Genomic DNA, 20,582 nt, shown 5'->3' with positions numbered 1-20,582 from the left:
AGGTAGTTAGACCTAGAGGATTCGATGGCCAAAGAAGACAATATTGAAATGCAGGGCACCGTTCTTGATACGCTGCCCAACACCATGTTCCGCGTTGAATTGGAAAACGGGCACGTGGTAACCGCACACATCTCCGGTAAAATGCGTAAAAACTATATCCGCATCCTGACGGGCGACAAAGTCACTGTAGAGCTGACCCCGTACGACCTGAGCAAAGGCCGCATTGTCTTCCGTAGCCGTTAATCGGCTCACCGCGCGCCACACGCTGGCGGCATCGAGGATGTAATCCCTCGGGAGCCCTTTCCGTTTACCCCCGCAGCGACGTTAAACAACGGGTTGCAGGTGCGCAGGTAAACTGAGAGGGCTCACTCGTTTCTGTTGTACGGTGAATCTCACCCATAAAAAAAGCGATGCCGAAGCATCGCTTTTTCTTTGCCTGAAGGCAGCCTTAGTGCACCGCGCCTTCGTCCGCCTTGCGCTTGGCGGCGCTGAGGAAGTGGTAAGTCAGCTGTTTCTTGTCCTTGTCCAGCTCGACCTTCACGGAACCGCCGTCCACCAGCGAACCGAACAGCAATTCGTTGGCCAACGGTTTCTTCAGGTTTTCCTGCATGACGCGCGCCATCGGACGAGCGCCCATCGCACGGTCGTAGCCCTTCACCGACAGCCAGTCGCGCGCTTCGTCGCTCACTTCCAGCGAGACGCCCTTCGCATCCAGCTGCGCCTGCAGTTCGACGATAAACTTGTCGACCACCTGCTGGATCACCTCGGTAGACAGATGGTTGAACCAGATGATGTTGTCCAGACGGTTGCGGAATTCCGGCGTAAACACCTTCTTGATCTCTTCCATCGCGTCGGTGCTGTTGTCCTGCTGCACCAGGCCGATCGACTTGCGTTCGGTTTCCCGCACACCGGCGTTGGTGGTCATCACCAGGATCACATTGCGGAAGTCCGCCTTGCGGCCGTTGTTGTCGGTCAGCGTACCGTTGTCCATCACCTGCAGCAGCAGGTTGAACACGTCCGGGTGCGCCTTCTCGATCTCATCGAGCAGCACCACCGCATGCGGATGCTTGATCACCGCATCGGTCAGCAGCCCGCCCTGATCGTAACCGACGTAGCCCGGAGGCGCGCCGATCAGACGGCTGACGGTATGCCGCTCCATGTACTCGGACATGTCGAAACGCAGCAGCTCGATATCCATCGCCTTGGCCAGCTGTACGGTGACCTCGGTTTTCCCGACCCCGGTCGGCCCGGCGAACAGGAAGGAGCCGACCGGCTTGCGCTCGTGGCCCAGACCGGCGCGGCTCATCTTGATCGCTTCCGTCAACGCTTCGATCGCCTGATCCTGGCCGAATACCAGCATCTTCAAGCGATCGCCCAGGTTTCTCAGCACGTCGCGATCGCTGGCCGACACCGTTTTCTCCGGGATGCGAGCGATACGCGCCACCACGGATTCGATATCGGCCACGTTGACGGTTTTCTTGCGCTTGCTGGCCGGCATCAACCGGCTGCGGGCGCCCGCCTCGTCGATCACGTCAATCGCCTTGTCCGGCAGATGGCGATCGTTGATGTATTTCACCGACAGCTCCACCGCGGCGCGGATCGCCTTGGCGGTATAACGCACGTCGTGGTGCGCTTCATACTTGGTCTTCAGGCCGTTGATGATCTGAACGGTCTCTTCCGCCGTCGGTTCGGTGATATCGATCTTCTGGAAACGGCGCGCCAGAGCGCGATCCTTTTCGAAGATGTTGCTGAACTCCTGGTAGGTGGTCGAGCCGATCACCCGGATCTTGCCGCTCGACAGCAGCGGTTTGATCAGGTTGGCGGCATCCACTTGCCCGCCGGAAGCCGCACCGGCGCCGATGATGGTGTGAATTTCATCGATGAACAGGATGCTGTTCTGATCCTGTTCCAGCTGCTTGAGCAGCGCCTTGAAGCGTTTCTCGAAGTCGCCGCGGTATTTGGTGCCGGCCAGCAGCGAACCGATATCCAGCGAATACAGCGTGCAGTCCGCCATCACTTCCGGCACGTCGCCCTGCACGATACGCCAGGCCAGGCCTTCGGCAATGGCAGTCTTGCCCACGCCGGATTCGCCGACCAGCAGCGGGTTGTTTTTACGACGACGGCACAGTACCTGAATCGCGCGCTCCAGCTCACGATCGCGGCCGATCAGCGGATCGATGCCGCCCACACGGGCCAACTGATTGAGGTTGGTGGTGAAGTTTTCCATACGGTCTTCCCCTCCGGACTGCTCTTCGTTCACCGGGTTTTCCGCATTCGGCGCTTGGCCCGGCTCGTCTTTACGCGTGCCATGTGAAATGAAGTTCACCACGTCGAGACGGCTGACGTCGTGCTTGCGCAGCAGATAGGCCGCCTGCGATTCCTGCTCGCTGAAAATAGCCACCAACACGTTGGCGCCGGACACTTCGCTGCGGCCGGAGGATTGCACATGGAAGACCGCGCGCTGCAGCACGCGCTGGAAGCTGAGCGTCGGCTGAGTGTCGCGCTCTTCTTCGCCAGCGGGCAGCGTCGGTGTGGTTTGTTCGATGAAGGCTTCCAGCTCCTGGCGCAACGCGGCCAGATCCACCGTACATGCCTCGAGCGCTTCTCGCGCGGCAGGGTTGCTCAGCAACGCCAGCAACAGGTGCTCCACGGTCATAAACTCGTGTCTGTGCTCACGCGCCCTGGCGAAAGCCATGTTGAGACTGAGTTCCAGTTCTTGATTGAGCATAAGCACCTCCCCAATAGATTGCCTTATTCAGGCTTTTTCCAGCGTACAAAGCAACGGATGCTCGTTCTCCCTTGCGTACCGGTTCACATGGACGACTTTGGTTTCCGCCACCTCGGCGGTAAAAACACCACAGATCGCCTTGCCTTGATAGTGGACCGTGAGCATCAGTTGCGTTGCGCGTTCAATATCATAAGAAAAGAACTTTTGCAGAACGTCAATCACAAATTCCATCGGTGTGTAATCGTCGTTGTTAAGTATAACTTTATACATAGACGGCGGTTTTACCGCATCGATTTGTTTTTCTTCGGCCAAGTGTTCAAAGTTTAGCCAATCGTTGTTATTGCCCATCGCTGCTCATCTTCTCTGCTCTGCCCTCTGATATGGGGACAGGTTTCGGTTATTCAAAGTGGGGATAGTTACTATTTTATCATCTTCGGCATCGTCCCGCCGCACTGTAACGTGCGCAAAAAAACGGGCCAATTGTGACTGAATCGTGGCAATAGCGTTACCTGCTTCAAACTTTGGTGAACTGCTCCCCGCCGACAAAAGCCGATCCCTTGACGCCCCGATCATTTGCTCTAGAGTGTAAATTCGTGGCTGGTGGTCTTTTAACCACCCCTTGTCCACCCTGCTACTCGCCCACGGCGAGTGCGAAATCAGTTATTCATCTCACTTAAAATAGCGTTGCGAGGGATGTAAAAGCATGGAGACGGGTACTGTTAAATGGTTTAACAACGCCAAAGGTTTTGGCTTCATCTGCCCAGCCGGCGGCGGCGAAGATATTTTCGCGCATTATTCCACAATCAAGATGGATGGTTACAGAACGTTGAAGGCGGGCCAGCAGGTCAGCTTCGACGTGCATCAAGGGCCCAAAGGCAACCATGCCAGTCTTATTGTGCCAGTGGAAAGCGAGGCGCTGTCCTAAACGCTTCCGGCAGCGTCGCGCTGCACTGACTCTGACTGCGATAAAAATGCCAGCCGCCGTGTGACTGGCATTTTTTATGCCTGTGACTTACTCGCGCGCCAGCGCATCGATCGGATTCAGCCGCGCGGCATTGCGCGCCGGCAGATAGCCGAACACCACGCCGATGCCGGTGGAACAGAGGAACGCGCTCAGCAACGCCGCCGGCGGGAAACTGATCTGCCAACCCGGCAACACCAGCTGCACCGCCAAACCGATAGCGAACGACAACGTAATCCCCAGCGCGCCCCCCACCAGGCAGACCAAGACCGCCTCGATCAGAAACTGCTGCAACACATCGCCGGAACGCGCGCCCACCGCCATGCGGATGCCGATCTCACGCGTGCGCTCGGTCACCGACACCAGCATGATGTTCATCACGCCGATGCCACCCACCACCAGCGAAATCACCGCCACCAGCGTCAGGAACAGCTGCAGCGTGCGAGTGGTTTTCTCCGCAGTTTGCACCAGGCTGTCCATGTTATAGGTGAAGAAATCCTTCTTGCCGTGGCGCAACGTCAGCAGACGCGACAGCTGTTGTTCCGCTTCCTTGCTGTCGTAGCCGTCGCGGATGCGCACGGTGATCGAATCGAAATAGCTGTTGCCCATCAGCCGGTTGGCCATGGTGCTGTATGGCACCCACACGTTCAGCGTCTTGCTGCTGCCGAACATCGACTGCTTCTCTTTAGCCACGCCGACCACCGTCGCCGGCATGTTGCCCACCAGGATCACCTCGCCCACCACGTTTTTTTGGTGCGGGAACAGCCGCCGTTGGGTATTGGCGTCGATCACCACCGTCTGCGCCTGTGACTGCACCTGCATCGGGTCGATGCCGACGCCCTGGGTAAAGCTCATGCCGTACACGCGGAAGAACTGCTCGCTGACGCCGTTGACGTTGGCCGCCGCGTCGACGTTGCCCAGCCGCAGCCGCATGCTGCTGCTGATGCTCGGCGACAGCGCGCTGATGTACGGCTGTTCGCGCAGCGCGTCGAGATCGCCGTATTTCAACGATTGCCGGTAGGTCGGATCATCGTCGCCGAAGTCCTTGCCGGGGTAGATATCGACGGTGTTGGTGCCGATCGATTTAATATCCGCCAGCACCATCTGCTTGGCGGCGTCGCCGATCACCAGGATCGATACCACCGAGGCGATGCCGATAATGATGCCGAGCATGGTCAGCGCGGTGCGCATCTTGTTGGCCGCCATCGCGCGCCAGGCCATGACCAGCGCTTCGCGAAAGCGGCCGCCCATCTGCCGCCAGGAAGGCGCCGCGGCGGCCAGCGTCAGCGGCTTGGCCTGGGCATCCTCCGACGGCGCCGGACGGGAGTCGGCGATGATTTCGCCGTCGCGGATCTCGATGATCCGTTCAGCCTGACGCGCCACCGCCGGATCGTGAGTCACCAGGATCACCGTGTGGCCCTGGACGCACAACTGTTTGAGGATCGCCATCACCTCTTCGCCGGAATGGCTGTCGAGCGCGCCGGTCGGCTCATCCGCCAGGATCACCTGCCCGCCGTTCATCAGCGCGCGGGCGATACTGACGCGCTGCTGCTGGCCGCCGGAAAGCTGGCTCGGCCGATAGTTGACGCGCTCCCCCAGCCCCAGACGGCGTAACAGCGCCTCCGCCCGTTCGCGCCGCGCCGCTTTGCCCAGCCCGGCGTACACCGCTGGCACCTCGACGTTATGCGCCGCGCTCAGGTGAGGCAGCAGATGATAACGCTGAAAGATAAAGCCGAAATGCTCGCGCCGCAGCTGCGCCAGCGCATCGTCGCTCAGCGTCGCCACGTCCTGGCCGGCCACCCGATAGACGCCGGCGCTCGGCTTGTCCAGGCAGCCGAGAATGTTCATCAGCGTCGATTTGCCGGAGCCGGAAGCCCCCATGATCGCCACCATTTCACCGGCGTCGATGCTCAGACTGATCCCCTTCAGCACCTCCACCGTCTGCTCGCCGGAACGGTAGCTGCGGCGAATGCCGTTCAGCTGCAACAGCGCCGCCATCAGCCGGCCTCCACGCCGCCGCGGCTGACGATCACCTCATCGCCCGCCTCGAGCCCGCTGAGGATCTGCACATCGATATTGTTGCGCAGGCCGATGGCCACCTCACGCTTCTCTTCCTTGCCCTGTTTCAGCACCGAAACGTGGTAGCGATTGTCGGCGATCTGATCGCCCAGCGCCGCCAGCGGGATCACCAGCGCCTGCTGGACGCCGGCCAGTTGAATGTGCACCTGCGCCGTCATTTGCAAGCGCAGCAGCCTTTCCGGGTTGGGCACTTCGAAACGCGCGTAATAGAAGATGGCGTTGTTGACCTTTTCCGGCGTCGGCTGAATGTCTTTCAGCACGCCGTCGAAGCGCCGGGTCGGATCGCCCAGCACCGTGAACCAGGCCTTCTGACCCGGCTTGAGGTTAATGACGTCGGCCTCCGAGACCTGCGCCTTCACCAGCATGGTGCCGAGATCCGCCAGCGTCAGAATGTTCGGCGCCTGTTGCGCCGCGATCACCGTCTGGCCCTGCAGCGTGGTGATCTGCACCACGTCGCCATCCATCGGCGCTTCGATGCGGGTATAGGCCAAATTGATCTTGGCGGTATCCAGGCTGGCCTGGTTGCGGGCGATCTGCGCATTGATGGTGCCTACCTGCGCCTTCTTCACCGCCAGCTGCGTCGCCGCCTGATCCAGATCCTGACGCGATACCGCCTGCAGTTTGGCCAGCGCCTGGTTGCGCTGCAGCGTGACCGCCGCCAACTGCTGCTCGGCCTGTGCCTGCAGCAGCTGCGCATGCAGCTCGCGCAGCGTCGCCTCGCCTTCGCGAATGCTGTTTTGCGCCTGTTGCGGATCGATAACCCCCAGCAACTGGCCTTTCTTCACCTTGTCGCCGATTTCGACATACAGCTTTTCCAACTGCCCGCTGACCTGCGCGCCGACGTCAACCTTGCGCACTGCGTCCAGCTGGCCGGTCGCCAACACGTTCTGCTGCAGATCGCGCTTGGTGACCTTTACCGTTTTGAAATCGGTCGGCGCCGGATGGCGGAAGTGCCAAACGGCCGCCGCGGCAATCGCCGCAATCACCGCCAGTGCGAGTATCCAGCGGCGTTTATGTCCTTTAAACCCTGTCAAAATTGACCTGCCTGTGCTTGTGAATATCGACCGCCCATTGCGGCGGCGGAGCTAAATTAGCACGCACCGTAGGGAATAACTAAACCTTAGCTCAACACAATGTGGAGACACGCTTGGTTACAGTTCGGCATTGAACTCCCGTTTAGTGAAGCCTTGATGAAATAGCGCCATTCAACACAGCCAAGGATTTCATCATGTCACAGCTCAGCTACCCACTCGCCTCCGCCCGGCCGCTTAACGGCTGGCAACTGATGACGGCGCTGATCAATGGCGAAAAGGCACCGAGCAACGCCTGGAAAAAAACCTCGTTTCGCCTGAAGTTTCTCGGCCGTTCGCTGCTCAACTGGCGCACCACCAGCGGCCTGCTCAGCACCCTGGCCAGCAATCCGCTGCTGGAGGAGATCCTGAGCGCGCAGCCGAACCTGCCGTGCAAACTGCATCGTCCCTACCTGGCGGCCAACATGAGCAAGATCGAATGCCTGTTCGCCCTGCGCGATCATTACGATCTCATCGTACAGCGCATGCCGCTGAAGATGCGCCTCGGCCACCTCGGCCCGCACGCCTTCGTGCTGGCCAGCGCGATGGGCAAGAACGAAGCGCCGATCACGCTGGAGCTGGCGGCGATCGACAAACTGAATAAGGAAGGGGAAGCCACGCTGCTGCTGCGCAACGCCAACGGCGTGATGCTGGCGGAGATCACCTTTGCGCTGATGCATTATCAGCAGCAGCCGACGTTGTTCATCGGCGGCCTGCAGGGCGCGAACCATGACGTGCCGCACGCCGAGATCCAGCACACCACCAAAGAGTGTCACGGCCTGTTCCCTAAACGGCTGGTGCTGGAAGGCATCTGCACGCTGGCGCGGCACCTCGGCATCCGCCAGATTGTGGCGGTCGGCAACGCCACCCATATCTATCAAAACTGGCGCTACCAGAGTAAGAAGAAGGACAAGCTGCACGCCGATTACGATCAGTTCTGGCTGTCGATGGGCGCCAAACCGCTCGACAGCGGCTATTTCCTGCTGCCCGAACGCATCGCCCGCAAGCCGATCGAAGAGATCGCCAGCAAGAAGCGCGCCGAGTATCGCCGCCGCTATCAGCTGCTGGACGAGCTGGAACAGGGATTGGCGGCGCACTTCTGCGCCCGATAACACCCGGCGGGCCGTCAGTCCGCCCGGCCGCGCGCCAGCCAGATCACCCGTGAGAACATTTTCTTCAGCAGCGGCGGCACCGAGTCCGTGCCCCATTCGCCGGCCTGCATCGCGACCTCGATCGCCAGATCCGGCTTCGAAGAGTGGTGGACCGCTTTCAGGATCACCTTGCGCACCGGCATCTGCGCGTTGAGCGGCACCGACGCCATCCGGTGATAAACCGGGCCGAACCCTTCGCGGAACATGAAGTGTTCCATATCCGGCGCCGGCAGCGCGGTCAGCCGATCGCGTTCGTTGTCTTCATGATTGTCCAGCAGGCTGCGCACGGTGTTGGCGTACTTTTTGCCCGCCTCATCGCCGTCCACCAGCGCATGCCACTCGATGCCCATGCGGCGGGCGAAGCGCAGCAGCGGCTTCAGGCCGCACTGGGCGAATTCGATGACCCTTACCCCTTCCGCCTCGAAATGATAGCCGCACTGGCGCGCCAGTTCGTTCAGCAGCCACACTTCGGTCTCGCCCTCCACCAGCAGCCAGCAGCGGGCGAACAGCGACGACGGCCGGTTGAAACGGATGTGAAACGCGATGCGCCGCCCGTCTTCGGCGCTCAGCCCGCGCGGCCCGAGACGGTAGGTCGCGACGCGGCCCGACTCGCGCACCAGCCGGCAGACGTGCTCCACCGGCACCAGCGACACCAGTTCGCTGGAGTTGGTGGTGGTGATGCGCTGCAGCGGCAGCTGATTGAGCAGCCCCCAGGCCACCGAGAGCATGATCGGATGCAGGCGAGTTTCCGGGTCTTCCACCAGCAGCAGCGGCCGGGCGTGCGGATCCAGCTTGACGTCGCCCTTGGCCTGCAGCAGGGTGGAAAACATGCCCAGCAGGATCAGACGCATGCTGCGGCTGTTCGGCTCGGCGACCATGCGGTTGATGCCGTCCAGCGCGCGCCAGGCGTCCTGCTCCGGTTCACCGCCGCGGCGGCGCGGCCGCGCCACCTGCGAGCTCTGCTCGGCAAAGTAGTGCTCGAGCAACTGCTGCATCGCCGCCAGCCCCTGACGCAGCTCGCCGTTGGTCAGCTTCTGCGGATTGCGCACCAGCTCGCGCGTCAGCTGATCCAGCTGCTGCGCCAACGCCTGCGTATCGGGTTTGCGTTCATCGCCGAGGCTGCTGGGGCGCAGGCGGCGAATAAAGCGCGCGTCGCGCAGGCGCAAAACCGGGTGGATGCGGATGATGGCGTGGGCCAGTTGTTCGATATGGTGCAGTTGAAAGGCGTTGCCGTCACCGTCGAGAAAACCGCGCCAGGTGCACACCGTGCCGTCATCGGCCAGCTCGCCCTCGCAGCGGTAATGAATGCGGCTCAGGCCGTCTTCCCCCTTGACCCACAGCGGCGTCAGATGGCGGTAGCGCGGCAGGTGCGCGTGGCCGATGTCTTTCTCGCAGAAGGTGAATACCACCTGCAGGTGGCGCTCTTTGGCCGCCTCCTCACCGGGGGGAAAATGGAAGTCGTGCGCTTCAAATCGATACAGTTTCTGCTCCGGCGCCAGCAGCAGCGTCAGCGCATCCAGCAGGCTGGATTTACCCCAGGCGTTTTCGCCGAGTAACAGCGTGTTATCGTCCAGCATCAGGGACAGCCGATTAATACCGCGAAAACCTACAATTTCGATACGCTCCAAGAACATCCGCCGCCTCCCGTGCGCGCCGTCGCCTCTTCAATGAGGCGACTTTCACAGAGCATGGTCAAAAAACCCCTTGCAGGTCAAGCGGCCAGCGTCAAATCTGCCGCTTTACTCCGGCCGGGCTTTTGGTTAGCGTGTGCTCCTCGCCGCCGTTCGTCGCGCATCAAAACTCAAGGACACTCGTTGCACCATGTACTCAGGACTGTTGATTATTCTGTTACCGCTGATTGTCGGTTACCTCATTCCCTTACGCCATCGCCCGCTGCTGGTGCTGATCAACCGCCTGCTGAGCTGGATGGTGTATGTGATCCTGTTTTTCATGGGCATCAGCCTGGCGTTTATGGAGAACCTCAGCAGCAATCTGATGCTGATCTTCCAGTACAGCGCGGCGTTCTTCTTCTGCATTCTCTGCGCCAATCTGCTGTTGCTGGCGCTGCTGGAGCGGCGCATGCCGTGGCGCAGCAGCCATAAACAGGAAAAGCTGCCTTCGCGCGTGCATATGGCGCTGGAGTCGCTCAAGCTGTGCGGCGTGGTGCTCGGCGGCTTCCTGCTCGGCCTGACGCAGTGGCAATGGCTGCAGTTCGCCCATAAAGGCAGCGAATATGCGCTGATCTTCCTGCTGTTGCTGGTCGGCATTCAGCTGCGCAACAGCGGCATGACGCTGCGCCAGATCGTGCTCAACCGCCGCGGCACGCTGGTGGCGCTGGCGGTGGTCGTCGCGTCTCTGGCCGGCGGCGCGCTGGCGGCGCAGCTGCTGGGGCTGCCGGTCAAGGCCGGGCTGGCGATGGCCTCTGGCTTCGGCTGGTACTCGCTGTCCGGTATTCTGATCACCGACGCCTACGGCCCGGTGATGGGCAGCGCCGCGTTCTTCAACGATCTGGCGCGCGAGCTGGTGGCGATCATGCTGATCCCGACGCTGGTGCGCCGCAGTCGCTCCACCGCCCTCGGCCTGTGCGGCGCCACCTCGATGGACTTCACCCTGCCGGTGCTGCAGCGCAGCGGCGGACTGGACATGGTGCCGCCCGCCATCGTGCACGGCTTCCTGCTGAGCCTGCTGGCGCCGGTGCTGATCGCCCTGTTCTCCTGATCCTTTCCCCTTGGGGGCCACCCGGCCCCCAAAGCGTAATCATTCCCATCCGCACGGCAAAATTGCGCTAAATCAAACTTGCCCGCAGTAGTCGCACAAAAGCCTTTTGCAACCCCGATCGCCGATCTATGCTTTTAAACAAGCATTATAAATGCAACTTTAAAAATAAAAGGAAGCGACTATGTTCTGTGTGCAATGTGAACAAACCATTCGAACCCCGGCAGGCAACGGCTGCGCGTATGCTCAGGGCATGTGCGGCAAAACGGCGGAAACCTCCGATCTGCAGGATCTGCTGGTGGCGGCGCTGCAGGGCCTCTCCGCCTGGGCGCTGCAGGCGCGTTCGCTGGGCATCGTCGACCACGAAATCGACAGCTTCGCCCCGCGCGCCTTCTTCTCCACCCTGACCAACGTTAACTTCGACTCCCAGCGCATCATCGGTTACGCGCGGGAAACCCTGCTGCTGCGCGACTCGCTGGCCGCCCGTTGCCGGTTGCTGGATGCCGGCGTGCGCGTCGATCACCCGATGGCGGCGCTGCAGCTGGCCGGCGACGATATGCCCGCGCTGCTGCAACAGGCGGCGCAGTTTGCCCTCGACAGCGACAAGGCCGAGGTCGGCGACGACGTACACGGTTTGCGCCTGCTGTGTCTGTATGGCCTGAAAGGTGCAGCGGCCTATATGGAACACGCGCACGTGCTCGGCCAGTTCGACGAACAGCTCTATGCCGACTACCACGCTTTCATGGCCTGGCTCGGCACCCGGCCGCGCGACGTCGATACCCTGCTGAACAACGCCATGGGCATCGGCAAGATGAACTTCAACGTGATGGCGATCCTCGATCGCGGTGAGACCCAGGCCTACGGCGATCCGCAGCCCAGCGCGGTCAACGTGCGCCCGGTGGCCGGGAAAGCCATTCTGATTTCCGGCCACGATCTCAAAGATCTGCGCATGCTGCTCGAGCAAACCGAAGGGCAAAACGTCAACGTCTACACCCACGGTGAAATGCTGCCGGCGCACGGCTATCCGGAACTGAAAAAATTCAAACATCTGGTGGGCAACTACGGCAGCGGTTGGCAGAACCAGCAGACGGAATTCGCCAAATTCCCCGGCCCGATCGTGATGACCTCCAACTGCATCATCGATCCTAACGTCGGCAACTACGGCGATCGCATCTGGACCCGCAGTATCGTCGGCTGGCCGGGCGTCAACCATCTGGAAGGCGACGACTTCGGTGCCGTGATCCGCCAGGCTCAGGGCATGAACGGTTTCCCTTATACCGAGATCGAGCACCTGATCACCGTTGGCTTCGGCCGCCAGACGCTGCTGAACGCCGCCGACACGGTCATCGACCTGGTGTCGCAGAAAAAACTGCGCCACGTCTTCCTGGTGGGCGGCTGCGACGGCAGCCGTGACGAACGCAGCTATTTCACCGACTTCGCCCGCAGCGTGCCGCAAGACTGCCTGATCATGACGCTGGCCTGCGGCAAATACCGTTTCAACAAACTGGATTTCGGCACGCTGGAAGGGCTGCCGCGCCTGCTGGACGTCGGCCAGTGCAACGACGCTTACTCCGCCATCATGCTGGCGGTCAAGCTGGCCGATACGCTCGGCTGCAGCGTCAACGAGCTGCCGCTCAGCCTGGTGCTGTCGTGGTTTGAACAGAAGGCGATCGTCATTCTGCTGACGCTGCTGTCGCTGGGGGTGAAAAACATCGTCACCGGCCCGACCGCGCCGGGCTTCCTGACCGACAACCTGATGGCGATCCTCAACGAGAAATTCGGCCTGCGTCCGATCACCACCGTCGAGCAGGATATCGCCGCGCTGCTCGCCTGATGCCGTTACGTTATGGGGCCGCCTGCGCCGGCCCCTTTGCTTTTTGAGGTGCCCCGATGACTCAACCCACTCCGCTTTGCCCGAACCGCATGCAGGTGCATTCCATCCGGCGTGAAACCGCCGACGTCTGGACGCTGAACCTGATCTGCGACGTTTTCTATCCCTATCAGGCGGGCCAGTTTGCGCTGGTCAGCATCCGCAACAGCGAGGAGACGCTGCGCGCCTATACGCTCTCCTCCTCGCCTGGCCAGAGCCGCTTTCTCAGCATCAGCGTGCGCTGCCTGCCGGACGGCGCCGGATCGCGCTGGCTGACGCAAGAGGTCAAGCCCGGCAACACGCTGTGGCTGTCCGACGCACAGGGCAAGTTCAGCTGCGAGCGTCACCCGGCCGATCGTTATCTGATGCTGGCCGCCGGCTGCGGCGTGACGCCGATCGTCTCGATGTGCCGCTGGCTGACCGCCAACCGTCCAACCTGCGATATCGCCGCGATCGTTAACGTGCGCACCCCCGCCGACACGATTTTCGCCGATCAGTGGCGCGCGCTGTGCGCCGCCCATCCGCAGCTGCGCCTGACGCTGATGGCCGAGCAGGATCTGCAACCCGGCTACCTCAGCGGCCGTATCGATGAACAGACGCTGCGGCAGGCGGCGCCGGATATCGCCGAACGCACGGTGATGACCTGCGGTCCTGCGCCCTACATGGATCAGGTGGAGCAGCTTTGTCGCCGGCTCGGCGTGCCGGCCGAGCGTTTCCATAAAGAGCAGTTCCACACGCCGACGGCGCAGGCCGATGCCACCGAAGGGCTGACGCTGCGCGCCGCCCGCCCGCTGCGCGAATTCCGCGTGCCGGTCGGCAGCACGCTGCTGGCGGCGATGGAGGCCCATGCCCTGCCGGTCAACGCCGCCTGTCGCGCCGGGGTGTGCGGCTCATGCAAAACCCGCATCCTCGAGGGCGACTACACCACCACCAGCACCATGACGCTGAGCGCGGAAGAAATAGCGCAAGGCTACGTGCTGGCCTGCAGTTGCCAACTGCAGGGTGACGTCACGCTGGCGTGATCCCCTGGCCCCATCACCGCGATGGGGCATTTATCGGCAAGTTCCCCGCGCCCAGCCCGGTTACACTTTTCCCCGTTCTACGCTCTTTACCCTTCCTGACCGCATCTCGTCCACAGCCGGTAAGCTATGCTTGCAGTTGTTCTGCTGCCACTCACCGGATCGAGTACACATCGTTTTTCAAACCATGTTTGGGGGAACCATGAAGCAAACCGTAGCCACACTGATCGCCAAAACGCTGGATCAAGCCGGCGTAAAACGCATTTGGGGCGTGACCGGCGATTCGCTCAACGGCCTTAGCGACAGCCTGCACCGCATGGGCACCATCGAATGGCTGGGCACCCGCCATGAAGAGGTGGCCGCCTTCGCCGCCGGCGCCGAAGCCCAGCTTACCGGCCAGTTGGCGGTGTGCGCCGGTTCCTGCGGCCCCGGCAACCTGCATCTGATCAACGGCCTGTTCGACTGCCACCGCAACCATGTGCCAGTGCTGGCGATCGCCGCGCACATCCCTTCCAGCGAAATCGGCAGCGGCTACTTCCAGGAAACCCATCCGCAGGAGCTGTTCCGCGAATGCAGCCACTATTGCGAGCTGGTTTCCAACCCGGAACAGCTGCCGCGCGTGCTGGAGATCGCCATGCGCAAGGCGATCCTCAATCGCGGCGTGTCGGTGGTCGTCTTGCCGGGCGACGTGGCGCTGCGCATGGCGCCGGAAGACGCGGCCGTGACCTGGCATACCCCGGCGCTGCCGCTGGTGCAGCCGCCGATGAGCGAGCTGAACAAGCTGGCGGAAACGCTGAACAAGGCGAAGAACATCACCCTGATGTGCGGCAGCGGCTGCGCCGGCGCGCACGATGAAGTGGTCAAGCTGGCCGAACTGCTGCAGGCGCCGGTGGTCCACGCGCTGCGCGGTAAAGAACATATCGAATGGGACAACCCGTACAGCGTCGGCATGACCGGGCTGATCGGTTTCTCCTCCGGCTACCACGCGATGATGAACGCCGACACGCTGGTGCTGCTCGGCACCCAGTTCCCCTATCGCGCGTTCTACCCCACTAACGCCAACATCATTCAGATCGACATCAATCCCGGCAGCATCGGCGCGCACTGCCCGGTCAATATGGCGCTGGTGGGCGATATCCACACCACCCTCACCGCCCTGCTGCCGCAGCTGGAGCCGAAGCGCGATCGGGCGTTCCTCGACAAGGCGCTGGAGCATTATCGCAACGCGCGCAAGGATCTCGACGGGCTGGCGACCGCCAACGACGACCAGCCGATCCACCCGCAATATCTGGCGCAGCAGCTCAGCCACTACGCCAGCGACGACGCCATCTTCACCTGCGACGTCGGCACGCCGACGGTGTGGGCCGCCCGATACGTGAAAATGAACGGCAAGCGTCGCCTGCTCGGCTCGTTCAACCACGGTTCGATGGCCAACGCCATGCCGCAGGCGATCGGCGCTCAGGCCACCGCGCCGGAGAAACAGGTGATCGCCATGTGCGGCGACGGCGGCTTCACCATGCTGATGGGGGATTTCCTGTCGCTGGCGCAGCTCAAGCTGCCGGTGAAAATCGTGGTGTTCAACAACAGCGTGCTGGGGTTCGTGGCGATGGAGATGAAGGCCGGCGGCTATCTGACCGACGGCACCGATCTGCATAATCCGGACTTCGCGGCGATCGCCAACGCCGCCGGCATCAAGGGCATCCGCGTGGAAAAAGCGTCGGATCTGGACGGCGCGCTGCAGGAGATGTTGGCGCACCCCGGCCCGGCGCTGCTGGACGTGGTCACCGCCAAACAAGAGCTGGCGATGCCGCCGCAGATCAAGTTCGAACAGGCGAAAGGCTTCAGCCTGTACATGCTGCGCGCCATCATCAACGGCCGCGGCGACGAAGTGGTCGAGCTGGCGAAAACCAACTGGCTGCGCTAAGCAAGCTGCCCCGGTGAAATAAAGGGTATATGATGCCATGTACCCTTTTCCTCTCCCTTATATTCCAGGAACCCTATGCTTATCGATCTACGCAGCGACACCGTCACCCGCCCCAGCGCCGCCATGCGCCAGGCGATGGCTCAGGCAGAAGTCGGCGACGACGTCTACGGCGATGATCCGACGGTCAACGCGCTGGAGGCGGAGGCGGTGCGTCTGTCGGGCAAAGAAGCGGCGCTGTTTCTGCCCAGCGGCACCCAGGCCAACCTGGTGGCGCTGCTGAGCCACTGCCAGCGCGGCGATGAATATCTGGTCGGCCAGCAGGCGCACAACTACAAATACGAAGCCGGCGGCGCAGCGGTGCTGGGCAGCATCCAGCCGCAGCCGATCGAGGCCGACGCCGACGGCACGCTGCCGCTGGACAAGCTCGCCGCCGCCATCAAACCCGACGATATCCACTTCGCCCGCACCCGGCTGTTGAGCCTGGAAAACACCATCAGCGGCAGAGTCTTGCCGCAGGCCTACCTGCAGCAGGCGTGGCAGTTTACCCGCGAGCGGCAGTTGGCGCTGCATATCGACGGCGCGCGCATCTTCAACGCCGCCGTGGCGCTGAACCTGCCGCTAAAAGAGATCGTGCAGTACTGCGACACCTTCACCATTTGCCTGTCGAAAGGGTTGGGCGCGCCGGTCGGCTCGCTGCTGTGCGGCAGCGAGGCTTTCATCCAACGCGCGCTGCGCTGGCGCAAGATGACCGGCGGCGGGCTGCGCCAGGCCGGCATTTTGGCGGCGGCCGGCCTCTACGCGCTGGAGCATAACGTCGCGCGGCTGCGCGAAGACCATGACAACGCGGTCTGGCTGGAGCAACAGCTGCGGCAGATCGGCGTGGAGATCGCCGAACCCGGCGCGCAGACCAACGTGCTGTACCTGCGCCAAACGCCGGTGCTGGCGGCCAAACTCGGCCCGTGGATGCGCGAACGCGGCGTGCTGATCAGCAGCGGCCCGCTGACGCGCATTCTGACCCACCTCGACGTCAGCCGTCAGGATCTGCAGCGGGTGGTCGAACTGTGGCGGGAGTTTCTTCAGCAGCACGCCTGATCGCTCGGGGCGCAGACCGCGCCCCGCACTCAGAAGATCCAGCGGCCGTAAACCCAGTACCACAGCCCCAGCACCGCCGCCAGATTGAGCGCCACGCTGAGGATGAACCAGGTTTTAAACGGCTGCTTCTGGGTCTTGTGGCGAAACAGCTGCTGCGCCAGCAGCGCGCCCAACCAACCGCCCAGCGCACCGAACAGCAACAGCGTCGTCTCCGGCACCCGTCGCCATCCCTTGCGCGCCGCCAGCTTATCGCCGCCGTAGATCAGAAACGTCAGCAGGTTGGCCGACAGCAGCCACATCCACACCGGATGCGGCGAGAACAGGCTGGCGATCAGCGCCAGGCCCAGCAGGGCGTAACAAATCACATTGAGTTTCATGGCATTCGGTTTTTCGTGCGATAAGGGGCGCGTAGTGTGAACTCGCGCCGCGGCGGATGCAACCGGCTTATACCCATACAAAAAGTGCATTTAAACCCTGAATTTGGCATCCTGTCGTTCTGCCAATCCTCTACCGCACAAGGCGGCCCGATGACACCCCAACGCGTACTGGTTCTTGGAGCCAGCGGCTATATAGGCCAGAACCTGATCCCGCACCTGATCGAACAGGGGCACCAGATTACCGCCGCCGCGCGGCGCATCGAGTGGCTGCAGGAGCAGAACTGGCCGCAGGTCAACTGCCTGTATGTCGATCTGTACCGCCCGGAAACCCTGAGCGCGGCGCTGTGGGAGATAGATACGCTTTACTATCTGGTGCACGCGATGGGCGACGGCGACGACTTTATCGAGAAGGAACGCCAGGCGGCGGAAAATCTGCGCGATGCGCTGCGCAATGCCGGCGTCAAGCAGGTGATCTTTCTCGGCGCGCTGCAGCCGAACGACGACAGTTCGCCGCACCTGGCGGCGCGCCGCCTGACCGGCGAGATCCTGCGCCAGAGCGGCGTGCCGGTGACCGAGCTGCGCGCCGGCATCATCGTCGGCCCCGGCTCGGCGGCGTTCGAAGTGATGCGCGACATGGTCTATAACCTGCCGGTGCTGACGCCGCCGCGCTGGGTGCGCTCGAAGTCCTCGCCGGTGGCGCTGGAGAACCTGCTGGTTTACCTTGCCGATCTGCTGGCGCACCCGGCGGAGGAACACCGCATCTTCGACGTCGCCGGGCCTGAATACCTCAGCTATCAGGATATGTTCAAACGCTTTATCGCCATCAGCGGCAAGCGGCGCTGGCTGATCCCGATCCCCTTGCCGACGCGGCTGATTTCGGTGTGGTTCATCAGCCTGATCACCTCGGTGCCGACGCCGATCGCGCGCGCGCTGATCCAGGGCCTGAAGCACGATCTGCCCGCCGACGGCAAACCGTTGCAGGCCCTGATCCCGCAACGTCTGCACACCTTCGATCAGGCGGTCACCGCCACGCTGCAGCGCGAACTGGAGGTGGTCGATTCCGCCGACTGGGGCTACGATCCGGCGGCGCGGGCCCGCTGGCGCCCCGGCTACGGCTATTACCCGAAACAGGCGGGATGTTCGCTCGACACCGCCGCTTCCAGCCAGGCGCTGTGGCAAACGGTGCAGCAGTTGGGGGGCGAGGAAGGCTATTTCTACGCCAATATCCTGTGGCGGATCCGCGCCCGCATGGACGACATGATCGGCAACGGCGTGGTCTATGGCCGCCCGGCGCGCGCGTCCCTGGCGCTGGGCGACGAGATCGACGGGTGGAAAGTCATCACGCTGAAGCCGCTGCGGCAGCTGGCGCTGCTGTTCGGCATGAAGGCGCCGGGGCTGGGGCGGCTGAGCTTCACCATTACCGATCGCGGCGATCGCCGCACGCTGGACGTGCGCGCCTGGTGGCATCCGGCCGGCTTCAGCGGGCTGCTGTATTGGTTCGCCATGATGCCCGCGCACCTGTTCATTTTTCGCGGCATGGCGAAGCGCATCGCGACGCTGGCCGAGAACCTGGACCGCCAACAGCGCTGAATGCCGTTCATTTGTCGATCAACCGCACAGTTTGCCGCTGTGCTTCGGGGCTTTCCGATTGCATAGCGCACGAAATCACGGAAGAATGGCATCTTATTTGCTGGGAGCGCCGCAAGCGCCCGCCGGTATTCCGATTTTGGGTGAGAATAGAGTCCGTTATGAAGGTATTGGTCACCGGTGCAACCAGTGGGTTAGGCCGTAACGCCGTTGAATATCTGCGCCGCCAGGGCATCAAAGTGCGCGCCACCGGTCGTAACCAGGCGATGGGTGGCCTGCTGGAAAAAATGGGCGCGGAGTTCATTCACGCCGATCTCACCAACCTGATCTCTTCGCAGGCCAAAGCGATGCTGGCGGACGTCGATGTGCTGTGGCACTGCTCCAGCTTTACCTCACCCTGGGGCACCGAAGAAGCCTTCGAACTGGCCAACGTCCGCGCCACCCGCCGCCTCGGCGAATGGGCGGCGGCCTATGGCGTGGCGCAGTTCATTCACATCTCTTCCCCGGCGATCTATTTCGACTACCACCATCACCGCAACGTAACCGAAGACTTTCGCCCGCAGCGTTACGCCAACGAGTTCGCGCGCAGCAAGGCCGCCGGCGAGCAGGTGATCCAGCAATTGGCGCTGTCCAATCCGCAGACCCATTTCACCATTTTGCGCCCGCAGGGCCTGTTCGGGCCGCACGACAAGGTGATGCTGCCGCGGTTGCTGCAGATGATCAAACGCTACGGCAACCTGCTGCTGCCGCGCGGCGGCGCGGCGATGGTGGACATGACCTATCTGGAGAATGCGGTGCACGCCATGTGGCTGGCGACGCTAAAAGAAGACACGCCGTCCGGCCGCGCCTACAACATCACCAACCAGCAGCCGCGCCCACTTCGCACCGTGGTGCAGCAGCTGATCGACGATTTGGGCATGAAGTGCCGCATCCGCTCCGTCCCCTATCCGATGCTCGACATGATGGCACGCGGCATGGAGCGCCTGGGCAGCAAAAGCGAAAAGGAGCCGGTGCTGACCCATTACGGCGTCGCCAAACTCAACTTCGATCTCACGCTCGATACCACCCGCGCGCAGCAAGAGCTGGGCTATCAGCCGATCGTCTCGCTGGAAGAAGGCATCGCGCGCACCGCCCGCTGGCTGAAAGATCACGGCAAACTGCACGGCCTGTAATCAACGCCACGCGCCGTACTTCAACAGCAGCGCATCGATAATCGCCTCACTCTCTGCATCCGGCTCGCCGCGAACATCGTCGGGCCGGAAATGCATCTGAAACGCCGCCAGCACATTGCGCTGCTGCCGCGCATCCCACGACGGGTCGATCGCGTAGCCGTAACGCGCCAGCTTTTCGAGCAGCGGCGCCAGCGGCACCGGCGCCTGTCTGTCTCGCCCCGCCAGCAGCCGCTGCACGTCTGCCTCGTCCGGCCAGGCGCCGATGCCGGCCTGCGCCAGTTGCCGCCAGGGGAACAGCGGGCCGGGATCCTGTTTGCGCTGCGGCGCGATGTCGCTGTGCCCCACCACGTCCTGCGGCTGAATGCCATAGCGTTGGATAATGTCGCGGCTCAGCGGAATCAACACGGCGATCTGTTCCGCCGTGTAGGGCTGCCAGCGGGTGAACAGCATGCTGCGGGTGAAACCCTTGTTGACGATTTCAATGCCGATCGAGGTGTCGTTGAGATTGCTGCGCCCGCGCCAGCCGCTGGTGCCGGCATGCCAGGCGCGCATCGCCTCCGGCACCAACCGGTACACCGTCGGTTTGCCGTGTTCGCGCTGCGGGTGCGCCGGCAACAGGTAGTGTGCGCTGACGTGTTCATCGGTCAGCGTTTTCAGTGATGAATGAAAGTCTTCCGCCGTATAGTGCATCACCAGAAACCGAATGCGCTGATCGGCGCCCTGCGCCTGATGCAAGGTTTCGAGCTGGTAAGCGCCACGATCGACGAGCGTGTCCTGCTGCGGATTTTGGCATCCCGCCAACAGCACGGCGGCGATGATCCCTGGCCAAATTTTCAC

General features: G+C 62.4%; 17 protein-coding genes. 10 read left to right on the top strand and 7 right to left on the bottom strand.

Going from position 1 to position 20,582, the window contains the following annotated elements; genetic code table 11:
- The first annotated feature begins 24 nt into the window (after window positions 1–24).
- Window positions 25–243, top strand: coding sequence for a translation initiation factor IF-1 (infA, locus tag ACP3TA_RS14125; RefSeq protein WP_002211347.1), 219 nt, complete (start codon window positions 25–27; stop codon window positions 241–243).
- Window positions 244–448: 205 nt separating this feature from the next.
- On the opposite strand, the gene clpA is transcribed toward infA, so the two are convergent.
- Both clpA and clpS read right to left on the bottom strand, forming a co-directional pair.
- Entirely contained in the window at window positions 449–2,728 is a 2,280-nt protein-coding gene (clpA, locus tag ACP3TA_RS14120; RefSeq protein WP_025302261.1) for an ATP-dependent Clp protease ATP-binding subunit ClpA, read from the bottom strand.
- Window positions 2,729–2,755: 27 nt separating this feature from the next.
- Window positions 2,756–3,076 carry an ATP-dependent Clp protease adapter ClpS gene (gene clpS, locus ACP3TA_RS14115; RefSeq protein WP_004928347.1) on the bottom strand — a complete coding sequence of 107 codons (321 nt, stop codon included), beginning with the start codon at window positions 3,074–3,076 and terminating at the stop codon, window positions 2,756–2,758.
- Between the two features lie 355 nt (window positions 3,077–3,431).
- Between clpS and cspD the strand changes: the two genes are divergently transcribed.
- A complete protein-coding gene (gene cspD, locus ACP3TA_RS14110) occupies window positions 3,432–3,653 on the top strand; it encodes a cold shock-like protein CspD (protein WP_004928349.1) in 222 nt (73 codons plus the stop codon).
- Window positions 3,654–3,740: 87 nt separating this feature from the next.
- Here the strand turns inward: cspD and macB are convergent, their stop codons facing one another.
- Together macB and macA are read right to left on the bottom strand one after the other, a co-directional pair.
- Window positions 3,741–5,687 (bottom strand): macrolide ABC transporter ATP-binding protein/permease MacB, encoded by a 1,947-nt coding sequence (macB, locus tag ACP3TA_RS14105; RefSeq protein WP_089194504.1) that lies wholly within the window; start codon window positions 5,685–5,687, stop codon window positions 3,741–3,743.
- A complete protein-coding gene (gene macA, locus ACP3TA_RS14100; RefSeq protein ID WP_033642548.1) occupies window positions 5,687–6,802 on the bottom strand; it encodes a macrolide transporter subunit MacA in 1,116 nt (371 codons plus the stop codon). Before macA ends, macB begins: the two co-directional genes overlap by 1 nt.
- Window positions 6,803–6,996: 194 nt before the next feature.
- Here macA and ACP3TA_RS14095 point away from each other — a divergent pair, with 194 nt between their 5' ends.
- Window positions 6,997–7,950, top strand: a complete 954-nt coding sequence (locus ACP3TA_RS14095) for a VirK/YbjX family protein (RefSeq protein WP_033642547.1) — start codon at window positions 6,997–6,999, stop codon at window positions 7,948–7,950.
- Window positions 7,951–7,964: 14 nt separating this feature from the next.
- Here ACP3TA_RS14095 and ACP3TA_RS14090 read toward each other — a convergent pair whose 3' ends face one another.
- Window positions 7,965–9,623 carry an ATP-dependent endonuclease gene (locus tag ACP3TA_RS14090; protein WP_426784327.1) on the bottom strand — a complete coding sequence of 553 codons (1,659 nt, stop codon included), beginning with the start codon at window positions 9,621–9,623 and terminating at the stop codon, window positions 7,965–7,967.
- A gap of 187 nt (window positions 9,624–9,810) precedes the next feature.
- On the opposite strand from ACP3TA_RS14090, the gene ACP3TA_RS14085 reads away from it, so the two are divergent.
- From ACP3TA_RS14085 to ltaE, 5 genes are all read left to right on the top strand, one after another.
- Window positions 9,811–10,707: a lysine exporter LysO family protein gene (locus ACP3TA_RS14085; protein WP_033642544.1), complete on the top strand. Its 897-nt coding sequence runs from the start codon at window positions 9,811–9,813 to the stop codon at window positions 10,705–10,707.
- 181 nt (window positions 10,708–10,888) lie between these two features.
- Window positions 10,889–12,538, top strand: a complete 1,650-nt coding sequence (gene hcp, locus ACP3TA_RS14080) for a hydroxylamine reductase (RefSeq protein WP_016928340.1) — start codon at window positions 10,889–10,891, stop codon at window positions 12,536–12,538.
- Window positions 12,539–12,594: 56 nt separating this feature from the next.
- Window positions 12,595–13,596: an NADH oxidoreductase gene (hcr, locus tag ACP3TA_RS14075; protein ID WP_142075279.1), complete on the top strand. Its 1,002-nt coding sequence runs from the start codon at window positions 12,595–12,597 to the stop codon at window positions 13,594–13,596.
- A 199-nt stretch (window positions 13,597–13,795) separates the two neighbouring features.
- Window positions 13,796–15,517, top strand: coding sequence for a ubiquinone-dependent pyruvate dehydrogenase (gene poxB / locus ACP3TA_RS14070; protein ID WP_101453224.1), 1,722 nt, complete (start codon window positions 13,796–13,798; stop codon window positions 15,515–15,517).
- A gap of 75 nt (window positions 15,518–15,592) precedes the next feature.
- Window positions 15,593–16,609 carry a low-specificity L-threonine aldolase gene (gene ltaE, locus ACP3TA_RS14065; protein WP_101453223.1) on the top strand — a complete coding sequence of 339 codons (1,017 nt, stop codon included), beginning with the start codon at window positions 15,593–15,595 and terminating at the stop codon, window positions 16,607–16,609.
- Window positions 16,610–16,638: 29 nt separating this feature from the next.
- Here ltaE and ACP3TA_RS14060 read toward each other — a convergent pair whose 3' ends face one another.
- The gene (locus ACP3TA_RS14060) at window positions 16,639–16,986 is read right to left on the bottom strand and encodes a DUF1294 domain-containing protein (protein ID WP_033642539.1); all 348 of its coding nucleotides are present in this window, start codon (window positions 16,984–16,986) and stop codon (window positions 16,639–16,641) included.
- Window positions 16,987–17,136: 150 nt separating this feature from the next.
- Here ACP3TA_RS14060 and ACP3TA_RS14055 point away from each other — a divergent pair, with 150 nt between their 5' ends.
- Together ACP3TA_RS14055 and ACP3TA_RS14050 are read left to right on the top strand one after the other, a co-directional pair.
- Window positions 17,137–18,576, top strand: coding sequence for a DUF2867 domain-containing protein (locus tag ACP3TA_RS14055; protein WP_046686760.1), 1,440 nt, complete (start codon window positions 17,137–17,139; stop codon window positions 18,574–18,576).
- 158 nt (window positions 18,577–18,734) lie between these two features.
- Complete coding sequence (locus tag ACP3TA_RS14050) at window positions 18,735–19,745, top strand: NAD-dependent epimerase/dehydratase family protein (RefSeq protein ID WP_004928393.1); 1,011 nt, start codon at window positions 18,735–18,737, stop codon at window positions 19,743–19,745.
- Here ACP3TA_RS14050 and ACP3TA_RS14045 read toward each other — a convergent pair whose 3' ends face one another.
- Complete coding sequence (locus tag ACP3TA_RS14045; RefSeq protein WP_101453221.1) at window positions 19,746–20,582, bottom strand: N-acetylmuramoyl-L-alanine amidase; 837 nt, start codon at window positions 20,580–20,582, stop codon at window positions 19,746–19,748.

It is taken from the genome of Serratia sp. 2C06 (assembly GCF_050037615.1).
GTDB classification, from domain to species: domain Bacteria; phylum Pseudomonadota; class Gammaproteobacteria; order Enterobacterales; family Enterobacteriaceae; genus Serratia; species Serratia ureilytica.
The sequence above is the reverse complement of the archived record's forward strand: the minus strand, read 5'-3'. Positions and strand labels throughout refer to the sequence as shown.